Genomic DNA, 24,671 nt, shown 5'->3' with positions numbered 1-24,671 from the left:
CAGTAAGGTATGCAACGATCGGTCCAATCGTGCAAACGTCGGTGGTTGCGCCGGCTCAACAGGCCGCCGCTGAGCAGGCCCGCGACAGGCCCCAGCCGGCCTGCCGCGGGTCCTTTCGGCTAGCTACGCACCAGCACCAGCTTGCCGGCGTGCTCGCCGGATTCCATCAGCCGATGTGCGTCCACCGCTTCTTCAAAGGCAAAGGCGCGATCGACGATCGGCTTGAGCTTGCCGGTTTCGAACAGCGGCAGCAGGCGGTCGTCGAACATCTGGGCGAGCATGATCTTGCGCTCCAGCGGCAGGCTGCGCATGGTCATGGCCACGAGGCTGAGCCGGCGCATGAGCAGCTTGCCCATGTCGATATCGCTCTTGCGCCCGCCGATCAGCCCGATCTGGACCTGGCGGCCTTCCGGGCGCAGGGCATCAAGGTTGTCGGCCAGGGCCGGGCCACCGACGAAATCCAGTACCACATGCGCGCCGCCGGTCTGTTCCTGCACCGCCTTGGCCACGCCCTCGCTGCCGTCTTCAAGGCCGAGATCGTAGGCCTTGTCGAAGCCGATAGCCTTGAAGCGCTGCTCCATTTCATCGAGCCGGGCCTGCTGGCGGCTGGTCGCGATACTGCGTGCGCCCATGGCCTGGATGAGCTGCAGACCGGCCTGGCCTACACCCGAGGTGGCACCACGCACCAGCGCCCACTGGCCCGGCGCCAGTTCGCCCACCAGAAACAGACCGCGATAAGCGGTGAGAAAGGCCTCCGGCATGGCCGCGGCCTGCTCGAAATCGTAGTGCGGCGGAATGGTGAGCGCTTCGCGTTCGTGTACCACCAGCTGTTCGGCATAGGAGCCGCCGCCGATCAGGCCCATCACCCGTTCGCCGACCTTGCGCGCGGTCACGCGATCGCCCACGGCGGCGACCTCGCCAGCATACTCCAGGCCGGGACGACGCACGTCGAAACCATTCGGCGGCGGGTAGCCGCCCTTGCGCTGCAGCACGTCGGCCTGATTGATGCCGACCGCGCGTACGTCCACCAGAATCTCGTCCGGCCCCGGCTTCGGGTCGTCTATCGTCTTGAGTTCGAGCGCTTCCGGCGCACCCGGCTCTTCTACCAGCCATGCCCGCATGGGGATCTCCTGAAATCGGGTTTTATTTACCCGCCACAGGATATAGATAATTGCGCTCGTTGATGAACCCGCCAGCCTTACCCGGCTAGGCGGCCTGTGAGCACAGACGGCTCACCCGTGCGACAGGTTCAGCCCAACCACGCCCACGAGCACCAGCGCGATACAGCCCGCGCGCCAGGCGCTCATCGGCTCGTGAAACAGCGCCACGCCGATGAGCGTAATCAGCACCGTGCCCAGCCCGGCCCATATCGCATAGGCCACGCTCACCTGCAGATGGCGCAGCGCCAGGGTCAGGCAGGTGAAGGAAGCAACATAGAACACCACGATGCCCAGCGATGGCCACAGCCGGGTGAACCCTTCGGAGAGCTTCATGCAGGTGGTGCCGATCACCTCGAACAGAATGGCGAAAGCCAGCAGCAGCGCGCCTTGGCTCATATCGGATCGTTCCTTGCCCAGAATAGTGTGCCTGCTACGACAGGCGCGCATGGCCGCAGCCACGCCGCACCGGTATGCTCGTGCGCGGTAATGAACATCGTAATCCAGGTAACGGTTCAGCCGGGATTCGTAAACGCTGCGCCAGAGTACTCGTGCCATCAGGCGCTCGCCAACGTTGCCCGCGGCTGCGACAACGACCCGCGACCCCTGTTTTGGTTACACTGAATATCGAGATTTTCGGATAGACCGGCCCATACGATTCGGGCCCCATCGGGAGAGAAAGCATGACCAAGACCTTGAGTTTCATCAGTGCGCTGGCGCTTACCGTGGCCATGAGCGGCTGCGCCAACTGGAGCTCCGGCGATACCGGCACCGTGATCGGCGGCATTGCCGGCGGCGCGGCCGGCTCCCAGATCGGCAGCGGCCGTGGCACCACCATCGCCACCGTGGTGGGCACCCTGGCCGGCGCGGCCCTGGGCCGTCGCATCGGCGACAACTTCGGCCAGCGCGACCGCCAGCAGTTCGGCAGCGCCCTGGAGACCAACCAGACCGGCAATACGTCGAGCTGGAGCAACCCGGATACCAACTCCAACTATTCGGTGACGCCGACCCGTACCTACAATAGTGGCAACCAGCCCTGTCGCGAGTTCACCATGAACGCCAACGTCGACGGCCAGCCCGAAAAGGTCAACGGCACGGCCTGTCGCCAGGCCGACGGCACCTGGAAGGTGCAGTCGTAAACCGCGACCGTTGCGAATCGAAGCCGGGCATCGCCCGGCTTCTTTTTTTGCCCTCAGCGAGAATCTGACCGATGTCGAAACAACGCCCCAGCCGCAGTGATTACCCCTGGTTCTGCGACATGCCCACCCGATGGATGGACAACGACGTATACGGCCACGTGAACAACGTGACCTACTACTCCTACTTCGATACCGCGGCCAATCGCTATCTCATCGAAGTCGGCGGGCTGGATATCCACAACGCCCCGGTGGTGGGTTTCGTGGTGGAATCGCGCTGCCACTACCACGCGCCGGTCGCCTTCCCCGAAAAGCTCGAGGCCGGGCTGATGGTCAAGCATCTGGGCAACCGGTCCACGACTTACGGCATCGGTATCTTCCAGGCCGGCGCCGACATGCCGAGCGCGCACGGCGATTTCGTGCATGTGTTCGTCAACCGTGAAACCAATCGGGCCGAGGCCATTCCGACGGCCTTGCGCGACGCGCTGGCTGCGATTCATGTACCCGACGAGACGGCGGAATAAATCGTGACGAACTCGGCGACGCTCGAAGCCCGCGACTACAGCGCGACCGTCACCAACCCCAACGACGGCGTCGAAATCGCGATCACCGTCATGCAGCCGGCGTTGGCCGCCGGGGAGACCGCGCCGCTGATTCTGCACGGTCACGGCTTTGGCGGCGCCCGGCTGACCAATCGGCACGAACGCTCGGTCTATGAAGTGCTTTCCGGCGGCATCCTGCCGTCAACGGAAGCTGCCCGCCGCGCCGTCGCCGACGGCTATTTCGTGATCAGTTTCGATCAGCGCGGTTTCGGCGACTCCGCCGGCTGTGTGGAAATCATGAACCCCGAGGTCGAAGGCGTGGATATCAGCGCCATTCTCGACTGGGCCGAAAACGAGATGCCCGAGCGCGAGCGCCTGGCCTATCGCGACGGCGATCCGGTCATCGGCGGCCTGGGCCTGTCCTATGGCGGCGGTTTTCAGCTGATCGGCGCCTGTATCGACCCGCGCTTCGACGCGCTCGTGCCCACCGCGACCTGGTACGACCTGAGCTACAGCCTGGCGCCGGATAACGTGGTCAAGACGGCCTGGGGCGCGGCCCTGGTGGCACTGGGCATACCCACTTCCGGCGTGCGCCTAGACCCGCTGCTCTATCGGGCGCTGGCCGAAGGCCTGGCCTCGACGCTGACCGGCCGCGGCCTGTCCCAGACCGTGATCGACCGGCTCTACAACAGCAGCCCGGCATCATTCTACGACGGACACATCGCGCGCGATGGCCAACGCGAACCCTGCGAAACACGCCGCACGCCGAAGGTGGACGTACTGCTCGTCCAGGGCGTGGGCGATACGCTGTTCAACCTCAACGAAGCTGCGGCCAACGCGCACGCCCTGCGCGCCGCCGGCAACGATGTACACCTGATCGCGATGCAGTACGGCCACAGCCTGCCGTTCTTGCAGGATATCGACCGTATTGCCTACCAGACCGATGCCAGCCTGCGTATTGACGATGACTACATCGAAACCAGCGAGCTCGAACTGGCTTATCTGGACTGGAAGCTCAAAGGCAAGACGCCGGCCCGCGACGTGCCCCGCAACATGATCGTGCTCGACGACGAAACCGCCCTGTTCTTCGACAGGCTGCCCATGGGCACCGGCGAAACCGGCCCCGTTGTCGAATTCGCCGGTGACGCCACCACGGGCGGGCTCGATCTGCTGCTGGGTATCGTGCGCCGCCAGAGCGTATCGCGGCTGTGGTCGCTCGCCACGGGTACGGCCGGCAACGCATGGACGGCCATCAAGCGCGTGTTCGATACCGATAAACCGGCCAGTGGCGACGAAACCGCGCTGGTCGCACGGCTGGTCAACGCCCTGCCCTCGGACCATCTCGACGAGCTGGCCAGCGGCGGCACCTTCATCGAACTGATGAGCGTGGAGGCCGAAAATCAGGCCATCGCCGGCATTCCCCAGATCGATATCGATATCAGCGGCAGCGACCGCAACCCCATCGCCTTCGTCGGGCTCGGCGTAAAGCGGGCCGGCCATGCCACCACCGTGCTGCTCAACAAGCAGGTTCGCCCGATTCGCGGCGGCGGGCGTCGCGAGCTGGATCTCAACGGCGTGAGTCATCGCCTGCATGCCGGCGACCGACTCGGCCTGCTCGTCTACGGCTATCATCCCCAGTATCTGGCCAGCTTTTCCGCGATCCCGGGCCGGATTCACGTAAGCGGACGCATCGCGCTGCCCATCGTCGGCGTAGTTTGACCTGTTTGTCGTACGGTTCGGCAGGCGGCCGTTCGTGCCTGTAATGATTGGAAAGGAGTCTGCATGAGTGCGCTTGCGGCGTTTGGTATAGGGCTGGCAACGGCGGCGCTATTGCTCACCCTGGTGTGGGTCATCCAGCTGTTCACCCGTAATGCCGGGCTGGTGGATGTCGTATGGTCGGCCGCGGTCGGCCTGATCGCCGCCGAATATGCCCTGCTCGGCGATGCCCCGCCCGCCGCGCGGATTCTGCTGGCCGCACTGGCATTGACCTGGGCGTTGCGCTTGGCCGGCTATCTGGCCAAACGCATGCGCGGTGCCCCGGAGGATTCACGCTATGCCGCAGCGCGTGAAGCCTGGGGCAGTAAGGCCGATCTCTACATGCTCGGCTTCTTTCTTTTTCAGGCCGTGGCGGCATCGATTCTTTCGATACCGTTTCTGGTCATTGCGTACATGCCGGAGGCGCCGTCGCTTGCGGTGGCGCTGGCCGCCATCGCGATATGGTTCGTTTCCGTGGTGGGGGAAGGCACCGCAGATGCCCAGCTGCATCGCTTCAAGCAAAAGCCGGAAAACCGCGGCAAGGTGTGCGCCGAGGGGCTTTGGCGCTATTCTCGACATCCAAACTATTTTTTCGAATCGCTGCACTGGGTGACCTACGTGGTGCTCGCCATCGGCGCGCCATACTGGTGGGCGACACTGGCCAGCCCGGTGATCATGGCCTGGCTTTTGCTGCGGGTCTCGGGGATCCCCACAATCGAAAACAAGCAGGCGTCGGAAAAACGCGAAGGCCATGACGAATACGTGCGTCGTACGAGTGCGTTCATTCCCTGGCCACCAAAAAAATAATCGGACGATCAAGGAGAACGTTGTTGAGTAGCCTGGCGATAGATTGGTGTGAACGCGGCCTGGTGCCGGATCCGATTGCCCGCGTCGGCATGCGTCGGCTGATCGGCAGCCGGCTGACCAGCCGCGAAGCGCGCGACCCGGAATGGCGCAGCAATTACATGCGCCGTTTTCTCGAGCGCGCCTCGACCGGGCCCATCGCCCAGCACACCGAGGACGCCAACGCCCAGCACTACGAGCTGCCACCGGCCTTCTTCGAATATGTGCTGGGCGCGCATCGCAAATACAGCGGCTGTTTGTTCGAACCCGGCATCAAGACGCTGGATCAGGCCGAACACGCCATGCTCGCGCTCTATGCCGAGCGGGCCCGGCTGCATGACGGCCAGCGTATTCTCGATCTGGGCTGCGGCTGGGGTTCGTTCGCGCTCTGGGCGGCCAAGCGCTTTCCTAGTGCCGATATTCTCGCGGTTTCCAATTCCAATGCGCAGCGCGAGGCCATTGAGGCCACCGCCAGCCGGCTGGGCCTGCACAACCTGCAGGTTCAGACCTGCGACATCAACGACTTCGACCCGGGCGAGCAGCGCTTCGATCGGGTCGTTTCGGTCGAGATGTTCGAACACATGCGCAACTACCGCGAGCTGTTCGCGCGTATCAGCCGCTGGCTGGTGGACGACGGCCGTCTGTTCGTGCACGTGTTCGCCCACAAGCTACTTGCCTACACGTTCGAAAACGACGGCGACTACGACTGGATGGCGCGTTATTTCTTTACCGGCGGCATCATGCCCAGCGAGCATCTATTCGCGCATTTCCAGGAAGACATGCGCCTGCGCAAGCACTGGTGGCTGTCCGGCACGCACTATCGCGATACCGCCAACAGCTGGCTCGAGCGCATGGACGCCGCCGAAGAGCCGATCATGGCGATATTCCGCGAAACCTACGGCGACGCCGAAGCCGAACGCTGGTTTCAACGCTGGCGCATGTTCTTCATGGCCGTCGCCGAACTGTTCGGCTACAACGCCGGCAACGAATGGGGTATTGCCCACTATCTGTTCGTACCGCAACGGCAACGCGCCGGTTAAGAAAAATCATGAATACAAATAAAATGCTACGCCCTGCTTTCTGTCTGCTGACCGGCGCGGCACTCGCTGTCGGCACGGCCACCGCCATCGCCCAGCAAAGCGAGAACGCCAGCGACATGCGCTGCTTCAACGGCTACGGCTATACGCTCGAGGGTGGCGACTATCGTTATACCGAGCACCACGAACAACGCCTGGCCGACGGCAAGCTGCGCGACTGGGACGTGACCTATGTCGGCCGCAACGGTGAGACCATCGCCACCAAACAGCTCGAATTCGCCGACAGCGATACCGTCCCCACCTATACCCTGGAAATTCCCGCCAGCGGCTATCGGGAAGGTATCCGTCACGAGGGCGGCGAGTGGACCATGTTCCGGCGCGAGTCGCGCGATGCCGAAGAACAGACCAAGACCTTCACGATCGACACGCCGATGGCCGCCGACTCCGGCTTCGACCCGCTCGTGCGCCAGCGCTTCGACGACCTCACCGCAGGCCAGACCGTGGCGTTCAACTTCGCCGCCGCCGGTCGCCAGGCCGTGATCAAGCTGCGCGCCAAGCAGACCGGCACCACCACCTTCGAGGGCAAACAGGCGGTGGTTTTCGACGCCGAGCTGGATATGTTCCTGGTGAACTTCTTCGTGGATTCACTCAAGCTCACCTACGACCCCGACAGCAAGCGTCTGCTCGAATACCGGGGCATCGGCAACATGCACAACGATGCCGGCGAGGTGTATCCCGTACGGGTGACCTATGCCAGCGACATGCCCGCCGAGGCCCGCTCCGCGGGCGCGCCCTCAGCGCAATGCGGCGCGGTGAACGGCTAGCCCCACACATGAAAAAGCCCGGGATTGCGGCAATCCCGGGCCATGCTTCGGTGCGGACAGCCGGTTAGTTGTGGCCGCGCAACTCCGGTTGACGCGCCATCCAGGGCTGAAGCCGGTCGAAGGCCTCCTCGATCTTCTCCATCGAGGTCGAATAGCTGATGCGCATCAGGTCGTTCGAGTCCTCGCCGAAGGCGTCGCCCGGAATCACGCAAACGCCGGTTTCCTCGAGCATGCGCATGCACAGATTGCCGCTGTCCACACCGTGGGGCAGCGACGGCGCGATATAGAACGCCCCCTGCGGCCAGTAGCCGGTCAGCCCGGGCGTATCGGCGACCAGATCCACCACCCGGTCACGCCGGCGCGAGTACTCGCGCACCATCTCGTCCACGCAGCTCTGGTCGCCAACCAGCGCGGCCACCCCGGCCCACTGGGCCGGCGTGCTCGCCACCGTGGTGGTGAACATGTGGTAGCGGCGCAGGGTGCGAATGGTGTTCTGGTCGGCCACGATCCAGCCGACCCGCAGCCCGGGCATGGCATAGGTTTTGGAAAAGCTCGACACCACGGCCACGCCGTCGAGGTCGGTCGCACAGGACAGCACGCTCGGGTAGTCGATATCGTCGAGAATCAGGTTGTCGTAGACCTCGTCGGAGAGGATCTCGACACCGCGATAGGCCGCCTCCTGGCACAGCCATTCCACCGTTTCGCGCGGATAGACGGTACCCGTGGGGTTGCTCGGCGAATTGAGAATGATGGCGTGCGTGTTCGGCCCGATCATGTTGATGATGCGCTCGGGGTCGATCTGGTGGCCTTCGCTGGCCTTGGTGGGCACCGTGCGGACCTGGCCGCCGTTCATGCGAATCAACGGCGCATACAGCAAAAAGGTGGGATCGGCGATGATGAACTCGCGTCCCGGCGCGGCCATGGCCGTGATCAGCAGATAGATGCCTTCCGTGGCCCCGGTGGTGATCAGGAAGTTGTCTTCGGTGAGCGTGCTGCGATAGCGCGCGTTGTAGTATTCCTTGAGCGCGGTGAGCAGCTCCGGCAGCCCGGCGTCCATGGTGTAACCGGTCTGACCGGCTTCCAGCGCATGAATATGCGCATCGATGATGTGGCGCGGCGTGGCGAAGTCGGGCTGGCCGATGGACAGATGAACGACGTCCTCAAGCTCGGCGGCACGGTTGACCATGCGGCGGATGCCCGAAATCGGGATCGCATGCATCGCCGGGTTCCAGACCAGCCGGTCGCGCACGTAACGCTCGCCCGGATCGGCGGACAGGATCTCTTTGCTCTTTTTCAGATTCGCGACCATGGGTGCCTCGTGACGCTGGATAGCAAGGGCCGAACAGGCCCATCAGCGCGAGCGTAGTCAGGTCTTGCAACCCCGGTCAAGACAAGTCAACACGGGATTCGCAGCAGCTATTGACGCTCGGCTCGGGCTCTGGGTACCGTGCTGCATGATCCATGGAATTACGCGCCTGGTGAACACGCGGGCGCGCACTCCTGCATGAGCCACGACAACGTCGCCAAAATGTCATCCGATCACGCCGTCGACCCTGACGAGCCGCGACCTCGGATCACCATCCTGGCCGATACGCCCGACGGGCCGGACTCGGTTCGCCGACTTCATGATCATGGGGATATTCGTATCGCCCATGATGAAGCCAGCCTGCGCGATGCCCTGCCCGGCAGCGAGATCCTGCTGGTCACCGATTTTCGTACCGAAGCCCTGGAAGCCGCCTGGCCGGCGGCCGATAGCCTGCGCTGGGTGCATGCAGCAAGCGCGGGCGTTGACCAGCTCATGTTCGACGCGTTGGTCGATTCCGATATTCCGGTCACCAATGCCCAGGGCATATTCGATCGCAATATCGCCGAATACGTGCTTGGCGCGATCCTGATGTTCGCCAAGGACACCCGCGCCAACATCACCTACCAGCAGCAGCGCCGCTGGGTGCATCGCGATACCGAAAGCATTCACGGCAAGCGGGTGCTGGTGGCCGGTGCCGGCTCCATCGGTCGCGAGATCGGCCGCCTGTGCAAGGCCGTGGGCATGGACGTCACCGGTATTGCCCGGCGTGCCCGCGATGCCGACGAAGTGTTTTCGGCCGTGCATGCGGCCGACGATATCGACACCCATCTGCCGAATGCCGACTACGTAGTGGTGGCCGCGCCGCTCACCGAAGCCACCGAACACTGGTTCGATGCCCGCCGTTTTGCGGCCATGGCCCGGCATGCACGCTTCATCAACATCGGCCGCGGGCCGATCGTGGTCACCGACGATCTGGTGGATGCCCTGGTCAACCAGCAGATCGCCGGCGCGGCGCTGGACGTATTCGAACAGGAGCCGTTGCCGAGCGACCACCCGCTCTGGGGGCTGGACAATGTACTCATGTCGGCACATATGGCCGGCGATTTCGTTGGCTGGCGCGATGCCCTGGTCGACCAGTTCCTGGACAACCTCGCCCGCTGGCAGCGCGGCGATACGCTGTTCAACCAGGTCAGCAAGCATCACGGCTATGCACCGGGCGCGGCATAAGTCCATGACCCGCGGCCAAGGCTTTAAAAGCGGCAACGACGCCCCGATCACTGATACAGCGTCGAAACAGCATTCCTATCGGGCCGCAGCAGCGGTTCGAAACCCGATTTACAGACTCAAGTCGTCAAGACAGGACCGAGGACACCCATGATCGAATCGTATCTGCTGAAACATATTTCCGGTTATATCGACGGCCAGTGGGTCGAGGCCGACTCCGGCGAAACCGTCGAAGTCCTCAATCCTGCCAACGGCAAGGTATTGGCCGAGATGCCGAAGATGGGCCAGGCCGAAACCCAGCGCGCCATCGAAGCCGCCAAGTCTGCCTTGAAGCCCAACGATCTGGAAACGCGCCGCGAATGGCTCGAAGACATCCGCGATGCCCTGCTCGATGAAAAGGAAGAGATCGGGCGCATCCTGTGTCTGGAACACGGCAAGCCGTGGAAGGAAGCCCAGGGCGAAGTCGAATACGCGGCCGGGTTTTTCGACTACTGCGCCAAGAACATCGATATCCTCAAGCCCGATGAGCTCAAGGAAAAAGCCAAGGACTGCACCTGGACGGTCCACCACCGCCCGGTCGGCGTGGTCGGCCTGATCACGCCCTGGAACTTCCCGATCGGCATGGTCGCAAAGAAGATCGCCCCGGCCATCGCCGCCGACTGCCCGAGCGTGATCAAGCCGGCCAGCGAAACGCCGCTGACCATGATCGCCATGTTCCAGCTTTTCCACGAACGCCTGGATCTGCCCAAGGGCTTCGTGAACCTGGTGATGGGCTCGTCCAGCCAGATCGGCGGCGAACTGATGTCCTCGCCCGACGTGACCATGATCTCGTTCACCGGCTCAACCGAAGTCGGCAAGCTGCTCATCGAGCAGAGCAAGGATCACGTCAAGAAGCTCGGTCTGGAACTGGGCGGCAACGCGCCGTTCATCGTCTTCGACGACGCCGATATCGACCATGCCACCACGCAGCTGGTGGGCAACAAGTTCCGTGGCGGCGGACAGACCTGCGTATGCGCCAACCGCATCTACGTCCAGTCCGGGGTGTACGACAAATTCACCGACAAGCTGGTCGAGAAGGTCAAGGCGCTCAAGGTCGGCGACGGCATGGATGAAGACATCGACGTCGGCCCGCTGATCAACAAGGCCGGTTTCGAGAAGGTCCAGAACCACGTCGCCGACGCGCTCTCGAAAGGCGCCAAGCTGGTCGCCGGCAAGCACCCGGACGAACTGGACGCCGACAAGAACCTGTTCTACACGCCGACCGTGGTCACCGGCGTGACCCACGACATGGCCTGCTGCAAGGAAGAAACCTTCGGCCCGCTAGTGCCGATGATCAAGTTCGACGACGAGGACGAAGTCATCGAACTCGGCAACACCACCGAATTCGGCCTGGCGTCGTATGTTTTCACCTCGGACGAAAAGCGCGCCGAGAAAACCATTCGCGGCCTGCATTTCGGCCACTGCGGCTGGAACACCGGCACCGGCCCGGCCCCGCATGCGCCATTCGGCGGCATGAAGCAGTCCGGCATCGGCCGTGAAGGCGGCGACGAAGGCATCATGGAATTCGTCGAAGTCCAGACCGTGCCGCGCGGCAAGTAGTCACGCCCTCGATCGCGTGCAAGCCGGCGGGCCGACCCGCCGGCTTTTTTTGTGCGTGCGACCCGGCTGACGCCAATTATGCATTGCAGGCAAAGGCCCGGCCGGCGTATGTTGCAAGCCGAAGTCATGCGGCGCGTGTCGCCGCCCGTTCATTTTCGACCAAACGGAAGCCGTTGCCGTGAAAGCCTATTTCGACCCGACCCAGAATGAGCATGTACCCAAGACTTATCTGACCCGCGGGCAGATGCGCGAACCCCAGGAAGTGCCGGCACGTACGCCGCCGCTGGTCGCCGCGCTGGAAGGCCTGGATATCGCGGTCAACAAGCCCGTCGATCACGGCATGAACGTGATTTCGCAGGTACACGATCTGGGTTATCTGCGGTTTCTCGAATCCGCGCACCGGCGCTGGATGGAGATCCCCGACGATTGGGGCAACGAGGTGATGTCGAACATCTTCGTGCGCTCGCCCAATCCGCTCAAGGGCATCCTCGCAGAATCGGCGCGCTACCAGGCCGACGGCAGCTGCCCGATCGGCGAAGGCACCTGGAAGGCCGCCTATGCCTCGGCGCAGACCGCGTTGACCGCCGCCGACGACATCCTCGCCGGTGAGCGCTTCGCCTATGGCCTGTGCCGGCCGCCGGGCCATCACGCCCGCCGCGACGGCGCCGGTGGCTTCTGCTACCTCAACAACGCCGCCATAGCCGCCGAGGCGCTGCGCGACAAGTTCGATCGTGTGGCCGTTCTCGACCCCGACATGCACCACGGCCAGGGCATTCAGGAGATCTTCTGGGAGCGCGACGACGTGCTCTATATCTCCATCCACGGCGACCCGACCAACTTCTACCCGGTGGTGACCGGCCATGCCGACGAGCGCGGCGCGGGCGCCGGCTACGGCTACAACATCAACCTGCCGATGCCGCACGGCTCGCCGGAAGAGACCTTCTTCGAAAAGCTCGATGAGGCCGTCGCCGCGATCAAGCTCTTCGGCGCGGACGTACTGGTGCTGCCGCTGGGCTTCGATATCTACGAAAACGATCCGCAGGCCAAGGTCGCCGTCACCAGCGAAGGCTTTGCCCGTATCGGACGTGCCATGGCCGAACTGGACATGCCCGTCTGCGTGATCCAGGAAGGCGGCTACGACGTTGACCACCTGCAGGAAAACGCGCACCAGTTCTTTTCCGGGCTGCTCGGCCGATAAAGACGACTCAGGCGCCGGCCCCCTCTTGCCGGCGCCGCCCCACCCGTCCGCGTTTTGTGCAAACGGCTAAGACAGGATTCAGGCCATGACGATGCTTCTGACCGGCGGCGCCGGCTATATCGGTTCCCATACTGCCCTCGTGCTGCTGCAGGCCGGTTATGAAGTCGTCGTCTACGACAATCTCTCCAACGCCTCGCGGGAGTCGTTACGGCGCGTGGAACGACTGAGCGGGCGTTCCCTGACGTTCATCGAGGCCGATATTCGCGATACCGCGCGCCTGCAACAGGCATTGACCGAGCACGCAATCGAGGCGGTGATTCATTTCGCCGGCCTCAAGGCCGTGGGCGAAAGCACGCAGAAACCGCTGGCCTATTACGAAAACAACGTCGGCGGCACACTTTCGCTGTGCGAAGCCATGCGCGGCGCCGATGTGCGCACGCTGGTGTTCAGTTCGTCAGCCACGGTGTATGCCGAATCCGACGTCATGCCGCTGACCGAGGACGCGCCCACGGGGCGGCCGACCAACCCCTACGGCAGCTCCAAGCTGATGATCGAATGGATCCTGCAGGATCTGCATGCCGCGAATCCGGACTGGTCGATCGCCATCCTGCGTTATTTCAACCCCGCGGGCGCCCACGAGAGCGGCGATATCGGCGAGGACCCGAACGGCATCCCCAACAACCTGCTGCCCTTCGTCTCCCAGGTCGCGATCGGGCGCCTGCCCGAGCTGTCGATCTATGGCGACGACTACCCCACGCCAGACGGCACCGGCGTGCGTGACTATATTCACGTCATGGACCTGGCCGAGGGCCATCTCAAGGCAGCACGCGCCATCGCCGACGGGCCCGGCCTGCATACCTGGAACCTGGGGGCGGGCAAGGGCCATTCGGTGCTGGAGGCCGTGCGGGCCTTCGAGCGCGTGAGCGGGCGCAAAGTGCCCTATCGCATCGTGGCCCGCCGGCCCGGCGATATCGCCCAGTGCTGGGCAAACCCCCACAAGGCCGAAACCGAGCTCGACTGGCATTGCCGGCGCAGCATCGACGACATCATGGCCGACGCCTGGCGTTGGCAGTCGAACAACCCGCAGGGCTACGACGAGCATAGCGATTGATACGCGCTAGCACGGCAGTGCCTTTGCGGCCGTGCCGCTTATCGCGATTTATCCGGCGCCGAAGCAATTGACGAGGCGAGCTGCTTGAATGGCCTCGCGGGCTGTCACCGCAGCGCGTAGGCGGCCCCCTACGCGCTTCGTCGAGTCGGGATCATCCATTTCTCGCGACTCGCCCTCAATCCGTGGCTGAATCGCGGTCGGCCCAGCGTTCGCGCTTGCGATACAACGTCGACGGGCTGGTATCCAGCGCGCGTGCCGCCGCCGGAATGCTACCGCCACAGCGCTCGATAGCCCGCTCGATGGCCCAGCGCTCAATTTGCTCCAGCGTCATGCCGTCGAAGCCCGAGGGCGGCAGCGGCGTGTCCGAATCGGCCGTGGGTAGCGCCGGCTCCCGTGTTGAGGCCGACGGGTTTGCGCCGGGTGCAGTATCCCCGCCCGGCGACGCTGGCAAGGCCAGCTTCGGCCCCGCACTCATCACCACGGCACGCCGCATCGCGTTCTGTAGTTCGCGCACGTTGCCCGGCCATGAATGACGCTGGATCTGACCGATCAGCTCAGCATCGAGCGGCTGGAAATACTTGTTCTCCTCGGCCGCGAAGCGGTCGAGAAAGCTCTGTGCGAGCAGCCCGATATCGTCACCGCGCTGGCGCAGCGGCGGCAATTCGATTGGCAGCACCGACAGGCGGTAGAACAGGTCCTCGCGAAAACGACCGGCCGCGACTTCCGCAGCCGGATCGCGGTTGGTCGCACAGATCACGCGAACGTTGACCGCCTCGGGCCGGCTGCTGCCCACGCGCTGGATCATGCCGGTCTGGAGAAAGCGCAGCAGTTTGACCTGCAGCTTGAGCTCCATTTCGCAGATTTCGTCGAGGAAGAGCGTGCCGCCGTCGGCTTCCTTGGCCGCGCCGACCCGGTTTTCCAACGCGCCGGTAAACGCGCCCTTCACATGGCCGAACAGTTCCGACTCGAGCAGGTTCTCGGGGATCGCGCCGCAGTTGATGGCCACGAAATTGCCGTTGCTGCGGTCGCTGATCTGGTGGATCGCTTCGGCGGTCACCTCCTTGCCGGTGCCGCTTTCGCCGGTGACGAACACCGTGGCCTTGGAGTTGGCCACGTTTTCGATTGCCCGATAGACCGCCTGCATGGCGTCCGAAGCCCCCACGAAGCCGTGAAAGCGCTCGCGCCGATTCATGCGCCGCGCGGCGCTGACTTCGCGTTCAAGAACACGCCGCTCGCCCGCGCGGCTTACGGTGGTCGTCAAACGCTCCGGGGCCACCGGCTTGACCAGAAAATCGTAGGCCCCCAGCCGCATGGCCTGGATCGCACGGTTGATGGAACCGTCGGCGGTGATCACCACCACGCTCGACTGTTCGACGAACTCCGGCGCCATTTCCAATAGCTGCAGACCGTCACAGTCGGGCAGCTTCAAATCGAGCAGCACCACGTCATAGGGCTGATGGGCATGCTCGACCCGACGGCGGGCCTCGGTGCCATCGCCGACCACATCGACCTCGCAGCCGGCGGCTTCGAGCTGACCGGCAAAGGTCAGCGCCAGCGAGGCGGTGTCTTCGACGACGAGAACACGTAGAGAAGAATTCATGCGGCGCTCCTGTGCAGCGAACGAATGATGAAGCGAGCATGCGAGTCGTCGTTGCCCTCGCACCATTCAACGGTACTTTGTTCGCCGTAGGAGGCGATGCATTGATCCACGAGGCCGTAGGCGATATGCGCAAACGGCCGGTCCGAGCGGTAAACCACGTGCAGCGCGTCATCCACTTCCAGAGCGGTCACCGTCGGCGGCCTGGCATCGGGATAGATGATGCGCACTTCCTCGTGGATATGGGCTTCCACGTGCATCAGCAGGGAACGCGCGCTCGGGTAACGCTGGATCATGGTCGGAAATCGGACTTCGAAGCGGCAGAACAGATAGCGGCCGAACGCACGGCACAGTTCAGCCGCCGACGCATTGCTGCGATCGGCTGCCGCGCCGATGAGCCGGCTGGCGTATGCGCTGGGATATTGACCGATGGTCGTAAAGGCGGCGTCCCCAGGGATCGCCGCAGCATCCACGACTTCGTCGGTCAGCAGCTCGCCGAACTGTTCTTCCATGAAGTTCATCAACTCGACAAATATCAAACCTTTCACGCCCGTCTTCCTCTATGGCAGCAAGTCCTGATGCCCTAGAGCAATCCCTATGCCAGCTAAAAAACGCCGACTTATGGCCGTTATCGGCAATAAGTTCGCAGAATGCAACGTACTCGTGCTGCTAAATGCGAAAACGCATGTTGCAAAACGCAAAAACAACTCAATTTGCAACGCAAAATAAAGCGCGCGCGAGTTGGCGCACTTTTTGACAAGGGTCTGGCTAAACGCCACTTCGCAAAACGAGACGACCCATGAAAACTGTCCATGCCGCCCTTCGATTTGCATTGACGCTCGCGCTGCCGCTGGTACTGACCGCCTGTGCCAGCGGACGTACCCCCGGCAATCCGGCCCAGGCGAACTGGATGCCCGAACACACCCCCGAAGACGCGCCGCAACAGGTCTGTATCGACCACGAGCGGCCGGCGGCCTACCCGCTGGGCCAGCAGGTCAGCCTTGCTGAACTGACCGACATGCCGTCGGTGCTCGCCCCCGGCGACCGGCTGCGTATCCAGGTCATTGGCGACCAGGATCAACTGTCCGGGGTGTTCGTGATCGACGAAGATGGCCGGGTCAATCTGCCCGGCCTGCCGGCCGTGCGTGCCATTGGCCGGAGTGTGGCCGACGTCGAGGCCACGATCTCGCGTGAACTCATCCAGGCCGGGTTCGTGCGCGCGCTCGATCGCGTGGTCAGCGTGCTGCTCATCGAAAGCGCCGGAGTGTCGGTGGCCGTCAACGGCGCAGTCTTTCATCCGGGCGCGATCCGCGTGGGCGAGCGCGCCAGCAAGGACCGTGTGGGCCAGCGCGAAGGCGAAGCCAGCGGCGATGCCAACAACGCCCGCACGCTGGCGATTGCCATACGTGCCGCGGGCGGACTGCGCCCGGACGCCGACCTGCAGAACGTCTATCTGACACGCGCCAACCGGTGGACACGTATCGATCTGGCCGGGGTGCTTGCCGGCACCAGCAGTCTGAAAGTCGATCTCGCGGCCAACGATCATGTCTACGTACCCAGCCGCGATTGCTTCCAGGCCGACCTCATGCGGCCGACCCCCCTCACCGTGCCGGGTATCCGGGTCTTCATGTCGAACCTGGCACGCCCCGTAGCCGGCAACGCCACGGCCGCGATCAGTAAAGACGCGACCAGCCTGCCCTACGGCACCCGGTTTCTACAGGCGCTGGTATCGGCCAACTGTGTCGGCGGTTCGGCCATGAACGCCAATCGCCATGCGGTGCTGATATCGCGCAACCCGCTCAACGGTCGCAGCGTGGTTATCCAGCGCAGCGTCGAAGAGCTGGTGCGCAGCGCAAACCGCGACCATATCGATCCCTACCTGATGCCCGGTGACGCGCTCGCCTGCTACGACAGCCGCTGGATGAACGCCCGCGATGCGCTGGTATTCGCCGGCGAAAGCGCGGGCGCCGTAGCGGCCGGACTCATCATTCGTGATCTGACGAAATGAAAAACAAAACCGAAAACGCCGCTGGCAACCGGTTCCTGCTACGCCTGTGGCACTTCATCCGCTATGGCCTGCCATCGCCGGGGCGCTACAAGCGCTATACCCTGACGATACTGCCGATTCTGGTCGTGATCTGGGCACTGGTATTCGCCTATCTGAGCGTCGCGCCGCTGAACTACAAAAGCAGCATGACGCTCATCCTGCCCGGCTCGGGCATGGGCGGATCGCTCAATCTGGAATCGATCGGCCAGGCGTCGGCACAGACCAGCTCCGCATTCGCCGGCACCTCGTTGAGCCCGACGGAGAACTACAAGCGCCTGCTCAGCGCAGACAGCACGCTGCGACGCGCGGCCGAGATTCTGGGCGAGCCGGGGCTGCTGCCTGCCCCCACCATCAAACTCGTCGATCAGACCAATCTGATCCTGGTATCCGTGAGCGGGCCGTCGCCGGAAAATGCGCGGGGACGTCTGAACGCCCTGCGCCAGGCGTTTCTGGAATGCCTGGCGGTACTACGCGACGACGAACAGGCCAAGCGCGAAGCCGCCGACCGCGAACAGCTTGAAAACCTAGAAGCCAAGGCCCGCGCCGCCCAGCTCGAACTGCTCGAATTTCAGGGCGAGAGCGGTCTGGCGACCATGGATCAGTTCAACAGCCGTATTCAGATCGTCGACGACCTGCGTGCCCGTGAACGCGAGGCGCTGGTAGAAATCGAATACGGTGCGGCCGCCACGAAGCGGCTTGCCGGCGTGCTCAAAACCTCGATCGAGAACGCCAGCCTCGCACTCGTACTCAAGAACGATCCCGTGTTCCAGTCGCTCATCGGCCAATATGCGAGCGTGAACACGCAATGGACGGAAGCCAGCGCAACCCTGGGCGATCGGCATATGAGCGTGGCCGAACTGCGCGCCGAACGCGGTGCGCTACGCAAGTCCATGCTCGTGCGTGGCCGGGAACTCACGGGCCTCGAAGAAAAAATACTGCTACGGTTTGTCGATATATCCACCAGTGACGGCCGCGAGCGGATCTTCGAGCAGCTGATTATCGCCGACGGCGACTCGGCAGCCGCCGAAGCCCGTTTGGGTGAAATTCGCCGGCAGATCGACGAGCACAACCGCAATGCCCATGAACTCGTTACCCAGGCCGCCAAACTCTCCGATCTGCTGCGCGCCCGGCGCGTGGCCGAAGCGGTTGTTTCCTCGGCGTTGGCACGCCTGGATACCAACAAAGCGGATCCGTTCGCGTCCTATCCGCTGGTACAGACCTTCGAATGGCCCTCGCTGCCAACGGCCCCCTCTTCGCCATCGACCATGCTGGCCATCGCGGGCGGTGTCGCGGCGAGCTTTTTCGTGCTCGTCGGTTTCCTGATGCTATGGCTACGCCAGCCATTGCTCCAGCTAGCCCTGCCGAAAAGCTGATCTCCTGGGCGATCCAGAGCACCTGGCTGCTCTGGATCGTCGGCGGCCTGTATATCGCCGGCCCGGTGCTGGGCTGGGGTCTGGCCACGCTGGCCTTCATCGCGATCTACGTCGCGCCCAACCTGGCGCCCGCCGACCGGCCGCCGCCCCTGCACCCGGCGATCCATCTCTGGCTGCTGGGTATGCTGGCCATGCTGGTGATCCTGATCATCGGCCATTTCCAAAATGATCTCGGCATTCCCAAGACGATCAAGTCCTCGATCGGCTGGGCCAAGGGCTGGGCGCTGATGGCGCTGTTCCCGTTTGCCGGCGCGATTCTGGCGATTCGCCCCGAAGTGATCTATCGCGCCATCTGTCGGCTGGGGCTGCAAACGCTTTTGTTCATCCCGCTGTTTCTGGTCGCGCCGTTCATCGGTCTGCCCGGCCTGCTCTATGTGTCACCGCTAAAGATCGTGGGTGGTTCGGGGCCGGAGTATTTCGCGGTCATCCTCTATACGCTCGAACCCGGCGCGGGCACGCCGCGTTGGCAGTTCTTCGCGCCGTGGTCGCCGGCCGCCGGCATGATCGCGGTGGTGCATATCCTCTGCGCGATCGAGGAAAAGGATCGTAAATGGAAGGCGATCGGCATCCTCGCCGGTCTGCTGCTGGCCCTGCTGTCCCAATCACGCCTGGCATTGGTGGCGCTGGCCATTGTCTGGCCAACAGCCTATGGCGTAAGCCGGCTGCGCGAAGCCTGGGTCTGGTTTGCCGTCGCGCCGGCCGTTCTCGGCCTGGGCATGCTCGCCCCGCAGCTGCATGCGCTGGCCGATCATGCCGTTTACAAATTCACGAGCGCACGGGCAGATTCCAGCCGCGTGCGCGCCGCGCTCGGGCGTATCGCCACCGACCGCTGGCGTAACGAAGCACCGTGGTTTGGTCACGGCATCGTCGAACGGGGCCCGCATCTGGTCGAATACATGCCGATCGGCAGCCATCACACCTGGTTCGGCCTGTTGTTCGTCAAGGGGCTGACCGGTGCAGTGGCGCTGGTCGTACCGATGATTGCCAGCTTCTGGATGGCCGCTCGATTGTCGCTTTGCGACCCGGTGGGACGTGTTGCGCTGGCCATGCTGTTACTGCTCACGCTCTACAGCTTCGGTGAGAACCTCGAGATACTGGCGTATCTCTACTGGCCGGCGCTGATTCTGGTGGGTATCGCTGCCGGCCGAGCGTCGCAGGCCTACGGCAGCCGGCCGATCAACCCGGCGTAACCGGCGGAACAGTCAGCTCGACGACAGGCATATGGCATACGACTCGAACAGTCGCGACACCGCTGAACAAGAGGTGTCGGCGCCGGATTCATTCAAGGCGTCGAAACCTGGCTGAGCGTACACCCGCGCAGCGCCGACGCTGCGCGCATGCTATCCAGCCGCGGTAGGCCTGGCGGCTTCGAAGATCTCGCGCCATGCCTTGAACCGACTCGCGCTCAAGCTACGCACCGATTGGCGAGCCAGCGCCCCCATCAACGTAATCTCGCTGTGGCTGACCGACGCGATGGTATCGGCGACGCCCCTCGTATCATCGAAATCGAATACATAGCCGCGCCCGCGAGCCTGTTCGGGCAACCCGTCCACGTTTGATACCAGAATCGGACAGCCGGCCGCCCGTGCCTCGGCCGCGACCAGGCCGAAAGACTCCCAGTGCGACGGCACGGCAAGCATATCGCAGGCCGACAAAAACGCCGCGCGGTCGGTGACCGGCCCCACGAATTCAACGTGGGGCAATCCCTCGGCCCGTTTTTCGAGCGCGTCCTCGAGCGGGCCGAAGCCGCCAATACGCAACACGAACCGGGCCGGATCGAGCCGGGCGAAGACATCGATGAGCCGTTCGAAGCCCTTGACCTCGGCAAAGCGTCCAAAGGCGCCGATCACGATCGCGGCGCCGGCCGCCCGCGGCTTACGCTGAAGTTCGAGCAACGCATCGATATCGCTGTAGGGCGCTACGACGCGCAGCCGTTCGCTCGGTACCGCCTCGATCGCATTCAGCCAGTCGGCCTGCCCGTTGGAGACCGAGACGACCTGATCGTACTGCCTCAGCGCTAGACGCAGCATCGCGCGAAAACGCCATTTGTGCGGTACGTTGGCCTGCTCCCAGGCACGCGTATAGCTATGTTCGACATGCACCAGCCGGGCCCTGGGGTTGCGCCGTCGCAGGCTGTAGACAAACGGCAGCGCACGCCAGCGCGGCGGAAAGTGGGTCACGATCACATCGGCATCGAAACGCGGTGCATGCCGCTGGTTGGGGTCGACCTGCTCCACACGCGAGTCGGCAAACTCGATAAGTTCCGGGCGGCCATACACGCCGAGCGCCTGGGTCACACCGCCGGCCGACATGTCGTCGAGCAGATGAACAACGTTGAGCCTTTTCATGCGGGGATACTCGTGTGCAGCCGGCGGTTGACCAGCGTCATGAATACCGGCGTCGGCAGCCAACGCGCGGCCAGCGATGCGGCGATGGTGACCAGCGTCTTGGCCGGTTCCTGGATCGCGATCATCGGGCTGGTGGTCAAGGCCTGGCGCACCAGCGATACGGCGAATGCGCCGTCGCCCAGCTGAATCGCACGCCGGGCCAGATAGCGCAGCTGGTAGGCCGCGGCCCGTCGACCGTGGCGGGCCAGCAGCCGGGGCGCATAGCGATGCGCTTTCTTGACCGCACGCTGCCAGCTTTCGTACTGACGGATCACGTTGGCCGATAGCCCGCCGTCGATGATGCGGTAATCGGTCAGCAGGCCTTCGATGCCCTCGAAGCGGCAGCTATAGCCGCCGGCCATACGAACCCAGAGCTCGATATCTTCGGACTGGCGGAAACTCTCGTCGAACCAGCACAGACGCGTGCGCTCCTGCGGATGCACGAAGGCGACCCGATCCAGCGCCGTGCGGCGAATCACCGCGGCCGAGCCGTTGCCTACGGGATTGCGGGTGAGAATATGATGCGCTTTCACGTTCTTCAGGCGTGGGCGCTGTTCCACGCGCAGCGCATTGCCCGCCGCGTCGATCAGGCGTGAGCCGGCATAGCTGACGTCCACTTCGGGGCTCGCGCGCAGATGGATGAAGTGCAGGGCCAGCTTCGAAGCGTCCCAGCGGTCGTCCGAATCCAGCAGGGCGACGTACTCGCCGCGGGCCGCGGCGATGCCGGTATTGCGGGCGCCGGCCAGGCCGCGATTGGCCTGGGTGACGATACGAATACGTTCGTCGGTGAACTGGCGGCAGATCGCCATGCTGGCGTCGTCGCCGCCGTCGTCGACGATGATGAGCTCGAAGTCCTGGAACGTCTGGGCCAGAACCGAGGCGATGGCTTCGCCGACATAGGCTTCGGTGTTGTAGACCGGCATGACGACGGAAATGATCGGGTGTTTCATGGCTTGGCTTCCTGTGGTGGTCGATGGACACGGATGACGTTTCGTACCACCATCAACTCAAGAAGCGGGCCAGTTTTTCTATCTCTTATTGTTCAATGACTTAATAGAATTTCGGGCTTGAGAAGGCGAAACTGCGATGCCGATATTTTGCATTTTGCATCGCAGTTTCGATTCCCTTTTCATAATGCCAAGATCGCTGTCAGGCGCGGCGCTCATGCGAACAGTCGAGTGCGCAGACGCGACGACATGACGGGGCTGGCCATCGCGCCGGCCAGGGTCAGAAGGCCGCGGCGCAGGTCGTCACAGAATGTCTGGGGGCTGGCGCACAGACCGGCCATCGCAAAGCGCAGTGCCTGACGCGACGACGCGCCCGAGCGCAGCGCCCGCCGCGCCAGATAGCGACAGTACAAGGCCTGGGCCGCGGCATGTTCGAACTGGGCACGATAATCGGCGACCAGGCGTTTCCAACCGTCGTACATCGCTTCGAGATCCGACGACAGCCCGGTCGGCGACATGCGATAGCCCACCAGCAGTTCATCGAGGCCGACGACCGCCAAGCCGGCATCGACCGCCCGGGCCAGCCATTCCTGATCTTCGGCGTACTGCATATCTGTGCGAAATCCGCCGATCCGCTCGAAGCATTCGCGATCGATGACGAGGTTCGAACTCGTGCATACGGGGTTTTCGCCCAGGATCTGGGCAAGCGACAGCCGGCCCGCTGGTACCGTGGAGTGCGTACGTGCGTCGCGCAGGCCCGGTTCGTCGTTCTGCAGGAAGGCGATCTTCGCATAGCTGCAACGCACCTGTGGCCGATCGAGATGAAACTGCCAATGCGTGGCCAGCTTGTCTCGATGCCAGACGTCGTCGGCGTCGAGGAATGCAACAAACAGCCCGCGTGCAAGGCGCACCCCGAGGTTGCGCGTTGCCGAAACGCCGGCGTTACGCTGCGTACGCACATGGATACGCCGGTCGTGTGCGGCCAGGGCGCGCATGATGGCAAGACTGCCGTCGGTGGACCCATCGTCGAGAAGCAAGAGCTCGAAATTCGGTTCACTTTGTTCGAGCACGCTTTCGACCGTGGAAATCAACGAGTCTTCGGCGTTATGAATCGGGATGACGACAGAGAAACGTGGCGTGTTCATGCATAGCTCCCATGGATGGTGGCGGTCTGTTCGGGGGTGGCACTGAAAAACAGGTAATAGAGGGCGGCCGGAATCATCACCGCGGCCAGCCCGGCTACATAGGCAGTCGCGGCGAGCGTCAGGCCGAACGTGGCGAAAGCGGCGAGCCCGCCGAGCGCGGCCACGGTGGCCGCACTCGCTATGCCGGCTTCTGTTGCGGGCCGGTTCTGGGCGCGTAGCCAGGCGCTGGCGACCGCGGCGAATATCATCGGGATCGCGCCCAGACCCAGAATGGAGACCAGCGGCGCGGCATCACGCCACTGATCGCCGAAGATCAGTGGCACATAAAGATGTGCGAGCCCGACCTGGGCAATAAGGATGGGCAGAAACACGACCACGGCCATGACCAGGCCCTGGCGGCAACGGCGCTGACGATCCGGCCAGTGCGCGGCGGCACAGATATAGGGGAACAACACGTTGCCCAGCGCCATCACGAATGACGTAGTGATACCCAGGCCGGCGTTGAACGCAAAGTAGTAGATGCCCAGCGCTTCCACACCGAACAGCGCCCCGACAACCAGTTTGTCGATCTGGGCACGGGCCACGTTGGCCATGTCGCTGATCAGCACACCCAGGCCAAAGCCGAGAAAACTACGCGCGGGCGCATAGCCGGCCAGAGGACACGGCTTCCAGCTGCGATTGCGTCGGACCAGAATCAGCCAGAGGGGCGCGGTCAGCAGCTTGGGCAGCACGATCGCCCAGGCGCTCGGCCAGGCCAGCACCAGCAGTAGCGTGAACACGTGATCGCAGATGGTCTGCGTCGCGCCGACACGGGCGATAACGCCGAAGCGCTCCTCACGCATGAGCAGAAATACCTGTACCAGCCCGGCCGGCATGAACAGGTACACCCCGCTGAGCACCGCCAGCATGGCCGAAATATCGTGCATGCCGAACACGGCATAGAGCACTGCGGCCACGGCCAGCTGCACGATGGCTACACAGCCACACCACGCCCAGAACAGCCGATGCGCGGTATTGCAGACGGCCTCCAGCGCGGGCTGGGGCGCGGCAATGATGCGCTGACCGATGCCGGCATTGGCCAGTACCCGCACCAGCTCGAAAAGGCTCAGCGCGAGCGCGGCCGCGCCCATGACCGTGGGCGATACCTGCCGAGCGATGACCACGATCGCGGCGATACGAACGACGCGGGTGATCAGCTCGGCGCTGCCGAAGGCGGCCAAGCCCCGACCCAGAGTGGACCAGTCGGCGTGGCGCAGGCGATGGCTGAACGTTGCGATTTTCATTAAATGATCCGGGCGGAAGTTGCACCGAACTATTCAATAACCGCGCCAATATTTTTTCTCTTTATCTATCAGAAGCTTGTAAAAAACCGGCCCCAATTTA

22 protein-coding genes are annotated in these 24,671 nt (G+C 63.6%); 13 read left to right on the top strand and 9 right to left on the bottom strand.

The annotated features are described in order from the left end of the window. Positions 1-119 precede the first annotated feature (119 nt). On the bottom strand, positions 120-1,121 hold the full coding sequence (locus CMN27_RS16740) for an NAD(P)H-quinone oxidoreductase (RefSeq protein ID WP_293628313.1): 1,002 nt from the start codon (positions 1,119-1,121) through the stop codon (positions 120-122). Positions 1,122-1,232: 111 nt separating this feature from the next. Continuing rightward, entirely contained in the window at positions 1,233-1,556 is a 324-nt protein-coding gene (locus CMN27_RS16735; RefSeq protein ID WP_293628311.1) for a multidrug efflux SMR transporter, read from the bottom strand. 284 nt (positions 1,557-1,840) lie between these two features. Between CMN27_RS16735 and CMN27_RS16730 the strand changes: the two genes are divergently transcribed. The 6 genes from CMN27_RS16730 (at position 1,841) to CMN27_RS16705 (ending at position 7,294) form a co-directional block, all read left to right on the top strand. Next, positions 1,841-2,296 (top strand): RT0821/Lpp0805 family surface protein, encoded by a 456-nt coding sequence (locus tag CMN27_RS16730; protein ID WP_293628310.1) that lies wholly within the window; start codon positions 1,841-1,843, stop codon positions 2,294-2,296. A 71-nt stretch (positions 2,297-2,367) separates the two neighbouring features. Next, entirely contained in the window at positions 2,368-2,817 is a 450-nt protein-coding gene (locus CMN27_RS16725; protein ID WP_293628309.1) for a thioesterase family protein, read from the top strand. A 3-nt stretch (positions 2,818-2,820) separates the two neighbouring features. Next, positions 2,821-4,554 carry a CocE/NonD family hydrolase gene (locus CMN27_RS16720; protein ID WP_293628308.1) on the top strand — a complete coding sequence of 578 codons (1,734 nt, stop codon included), beginning with the start codon at positions 2,821-2,823 and terminating at the stop codon, positions 4,552-4,554. A 63-nt stretch (positions 4,555-4,617) separates the two neighbouring features. Next, positions 4,618-5,397: a DUF1295 domain-containing protein gene (locus CMN27_RS16715; RefSeq protein ID WP_293628307.1), complete on the top strand. Its 780-nt coding sequence runs from the start codon at positions 4,618-4,620 to the stop codon at positions 5,395-5,397. Between the two features lie 23 nt (positions 5,398-5,420). Then, complete coding sequence (locus CMN27_RS16710) at positions 5,421-6,473, top strand: cyclopropane-fatty-acyl-phospholipid synthase family protein (RefSeq protein ID WP_293628306.1); 1,053 nt, start codon at positions 5,421-5,423, stop codon at positions 6,471-6,473. Positions 6,474-6,481: 8 nt separating this feature from the next. After that, on the top strand, positions 6,482-7,294 hold the full coding sequence (locus CMN27_RS16705; RefSeq protein WP_293628305.1) for a hypothetical protein: 813 nt from the start codon (positions 6,482-6,484) through the stop codon (positions 7,292-7,294). 64 nt (positions 7,295-7,358) lie between these two features. On the opposite strand, the gene CMN27_RS16700 is transcribed toward CMN27_RS16705, so the two are convergent. Next, entirely contained in the window at positions 7,359-8,603 is a 1,245-nt protein-coding gene (locus CMN27_RS16700) for an aminotransferase class I/II-fold pyridoxal phosphate-dependent enzyme (protein ID WP_293628304.1), read from the bottom strand. 219 nt (positions 8,604-8,822) lie between these two features. Between CMN27_RS16700 and CMN27_RS16695 the strand changes: the two genes are divergently transcribed. The 4 genes from CMN27_RS16695 (at position 8,823) to galE (ending at position 13,732) form a co-directional block, all read left to right on the top strand. Further along, complete coding sequence (locus tag CMN27_RS16695; RefSeq protein WP_293628303.1) at positions 8,823-9,827, top strand: D-2-hydroxyacid dehydrogenase; 1,005 nt, start codon at positions 8,823-8,825, stop codon at positions 9,825-9,827. A gap of 147 nt (positions 9,828-9,974) precedes the next feature. Next, a complete protein-coding gene (locus CMN27_RS16690) occupies positions 9,975-11,423 on the top strand; it encodes an NAD-dependent succinate-semialdehyde dehydrogenase (RefSeq protein ID WP_293628302.1) in 1,449 nt (482 codons plus the stop codon). 178 nt (positions 11,424-11,601) lie between these two features. Then, positions 11,602-12,621: a histone deacetylase family protein gene (locus CMN27_RS16685; RefSeq protein WP_293628301.1), complete on the top strand. Its 1,020-nt coding sequence runs from the start codon at positions 11,602-11,604 to the stop codon at positions 12,619-12,621. An 85-nt stretch (positions 12,622-12,706) separates the two neighbouring features. Continuing rightward, complete coding sequence (galE, locus tag CMN27_RS16680; RefSeq protein ID WP_293628300.1) at positions 12,707-13,732, top strand: UDP-glucose 4-epimerase GalE; 1,026 nt, start codon at positions 12,707-12,709, stop codon at positions 13,730-13,732. A gap of 175 nt (positions 13,733-13,907) precedes the next feature. Here the strand turns inward: galE and CMN27_RS16675 are convergent, their stop codons facing one another. Together CMN27_RS16675 and CMN27_RS16670 are read right to left on the bottom strand one after the other, a co-directional pair. Continuing rightward, the gene (locus tag CMN27_RS16675) at positions 13,908-15,332 is read right to left on the bottom strand and encodes a sigma-54 dependent transcriptional regulator (protein ID WP_293628299.1); all 1,425 of its coding nucleotides are present in this window, start codon (positions 15,330-15,332) and stop codon (positions 13,908-13,910) included. Next, positions 15,329-15,877 (bottom strand): heme NO-binding domain-containing protein, encoded by a 549-nt coding sequence (locus CMN27_RS16670; RefSeq protein WP_293628297.1) that lies wholly within the window; start codon positions 15,875-15,877, stop codon positions 15,329-15,331. The genes CMN27_RS16675 and CMN27_RS16670 overlap by 4 nt, the downstream gene beginning before the upstream one ends. Positions 15,878-16,128: 251 nt before the next feature. Here CMN27_RS16670 and CMN27_RS16665 point away from each other — a divergent pair, with 251 nt between their 5' ends. Genes CMN27_RS16665 through CMN27_RS16655 form a run of 3 tightly spaced genes read left to right on the top strand, consistent with a single transcriptional unit; the run spans position 16,129 to position 19,999 of the window. Continuing rightward, positions 16,129-17,337, top strand: coding sequence for a polysaccharide biosynthesis/export family protein (locus CMN27_RS16665; RefSeq protein ID WP_293628295.1), 1,209 nt, complete (start codon positions 16,129-16,131; stop codon positions 17,335-17,337). Next, the gene (locus CMN27_RS16660) at positions 17,334-18,749 is read left to right on the top strand and encodes a hypothetical protein (RefSeq protein WP_293628293.1); all 1,416 of its coding nucleotides are present in this window, start codon (positions 17,334-17,336) and stop codon (positions 18,747-18,749) included. Before CMN27_RS16665 ends, CMN27_RS16660 begins: the two co-directional genes overlap by 4 nt. Further along, positions 18,704-19,999 carry a hypothetical protein gene (locus CMN27_RS16655; protein ID WP_293628291.1) on the top strand — a complete coding sequence of 432 codons (1,296 nt, stop codon included), beginning with the start codon at positions 18,704-18,706 and terminating at the stop codon, positions 19,997-19,999. Before CMN27_RS16660 ends, CMN27_RS16655 begins: the two co-directional genes overlap by 46 nt. Before the next feature lie 150 nt (positions 20,000-20,149). Here the strand turns inward: CMN27_RS16655 and CMN27_RS16650 are convergent, their stop codons facing one another. The 4 genes from CMN27_RS16650 to CMN27_RS16635 all read right to left on the bottom strand — a co-directional run bounded on the left by CMN27_RS16650 (position 20,150) and on the right by CMN27_RS16635 (position 24,571). Continuing rightward, entirely contained in the window at positions 20,150-21,157 is a 1,008-nt protein-coding gene (locus CMN27_RS16650) for a glycosyltransferase family 4 protein (RefSeq protein ID WP_293628289.1), read from the bottom strand. Continuing rightward, complete coding sequence (locus CMN27_RS16645; protein WP_293628287.1) at positions 21,154-22,146, bottom strand: glycosyltransferase family 2 protein; 993 nt, start codon at positions 22,144-22,146, stop codon at positions 21,154-21,156. The genes CMN27_RS16650 and CMN27_RS16645 overlap by 4 nt, the downstream gene beginning before the upstream one ends. Before the next feature lie 212 nt (positions 22,147-22,358). Further along, positions 22,359-23,288: a glycosyltransferase family A protein gene (locus CMN27_RS16640; RefSeq protein ID WP_293628285.1), complete on the bottom strand. Its 930-nt coding sequence runs from the start codon at positions 23,286-23,288 to the stop codon at positions 22,359-22,361. Then, positions 23,285-24,571 carry an oligosaccharide flippase family protein gene (locus CMN27_RS16635; protein ID WP_293628283.1) on the bottom strand — a complete coding sequence of 429 codons (1,287 nt, stop codon included), beginning with the start codon at positions 24,569-24,571 and terminating at the stop codon, positions 23,285-23,287. Before CMN27_RS16635 ends, CMN27_RS16640 begins: the two co-directional genes overlap by 4 nt. Positions 24,572-24,671: the final 100 nt, after the last annotated feature.

This window comes from Salinisphaera sp. (assembly GCF_002729955.1).
Taxonomy (GTDB): domain Bacteria; phylum Pseudomonadota; class Gammaproteobacteria; order Nevskiales; family Salinisphaeraceae; genus Salinisphaera.
The sequence above is the reverse complement of the archived record's forward strand: the minus strand, read 5'-3'. Positions and strand labels throughout refer to the sequence as shown.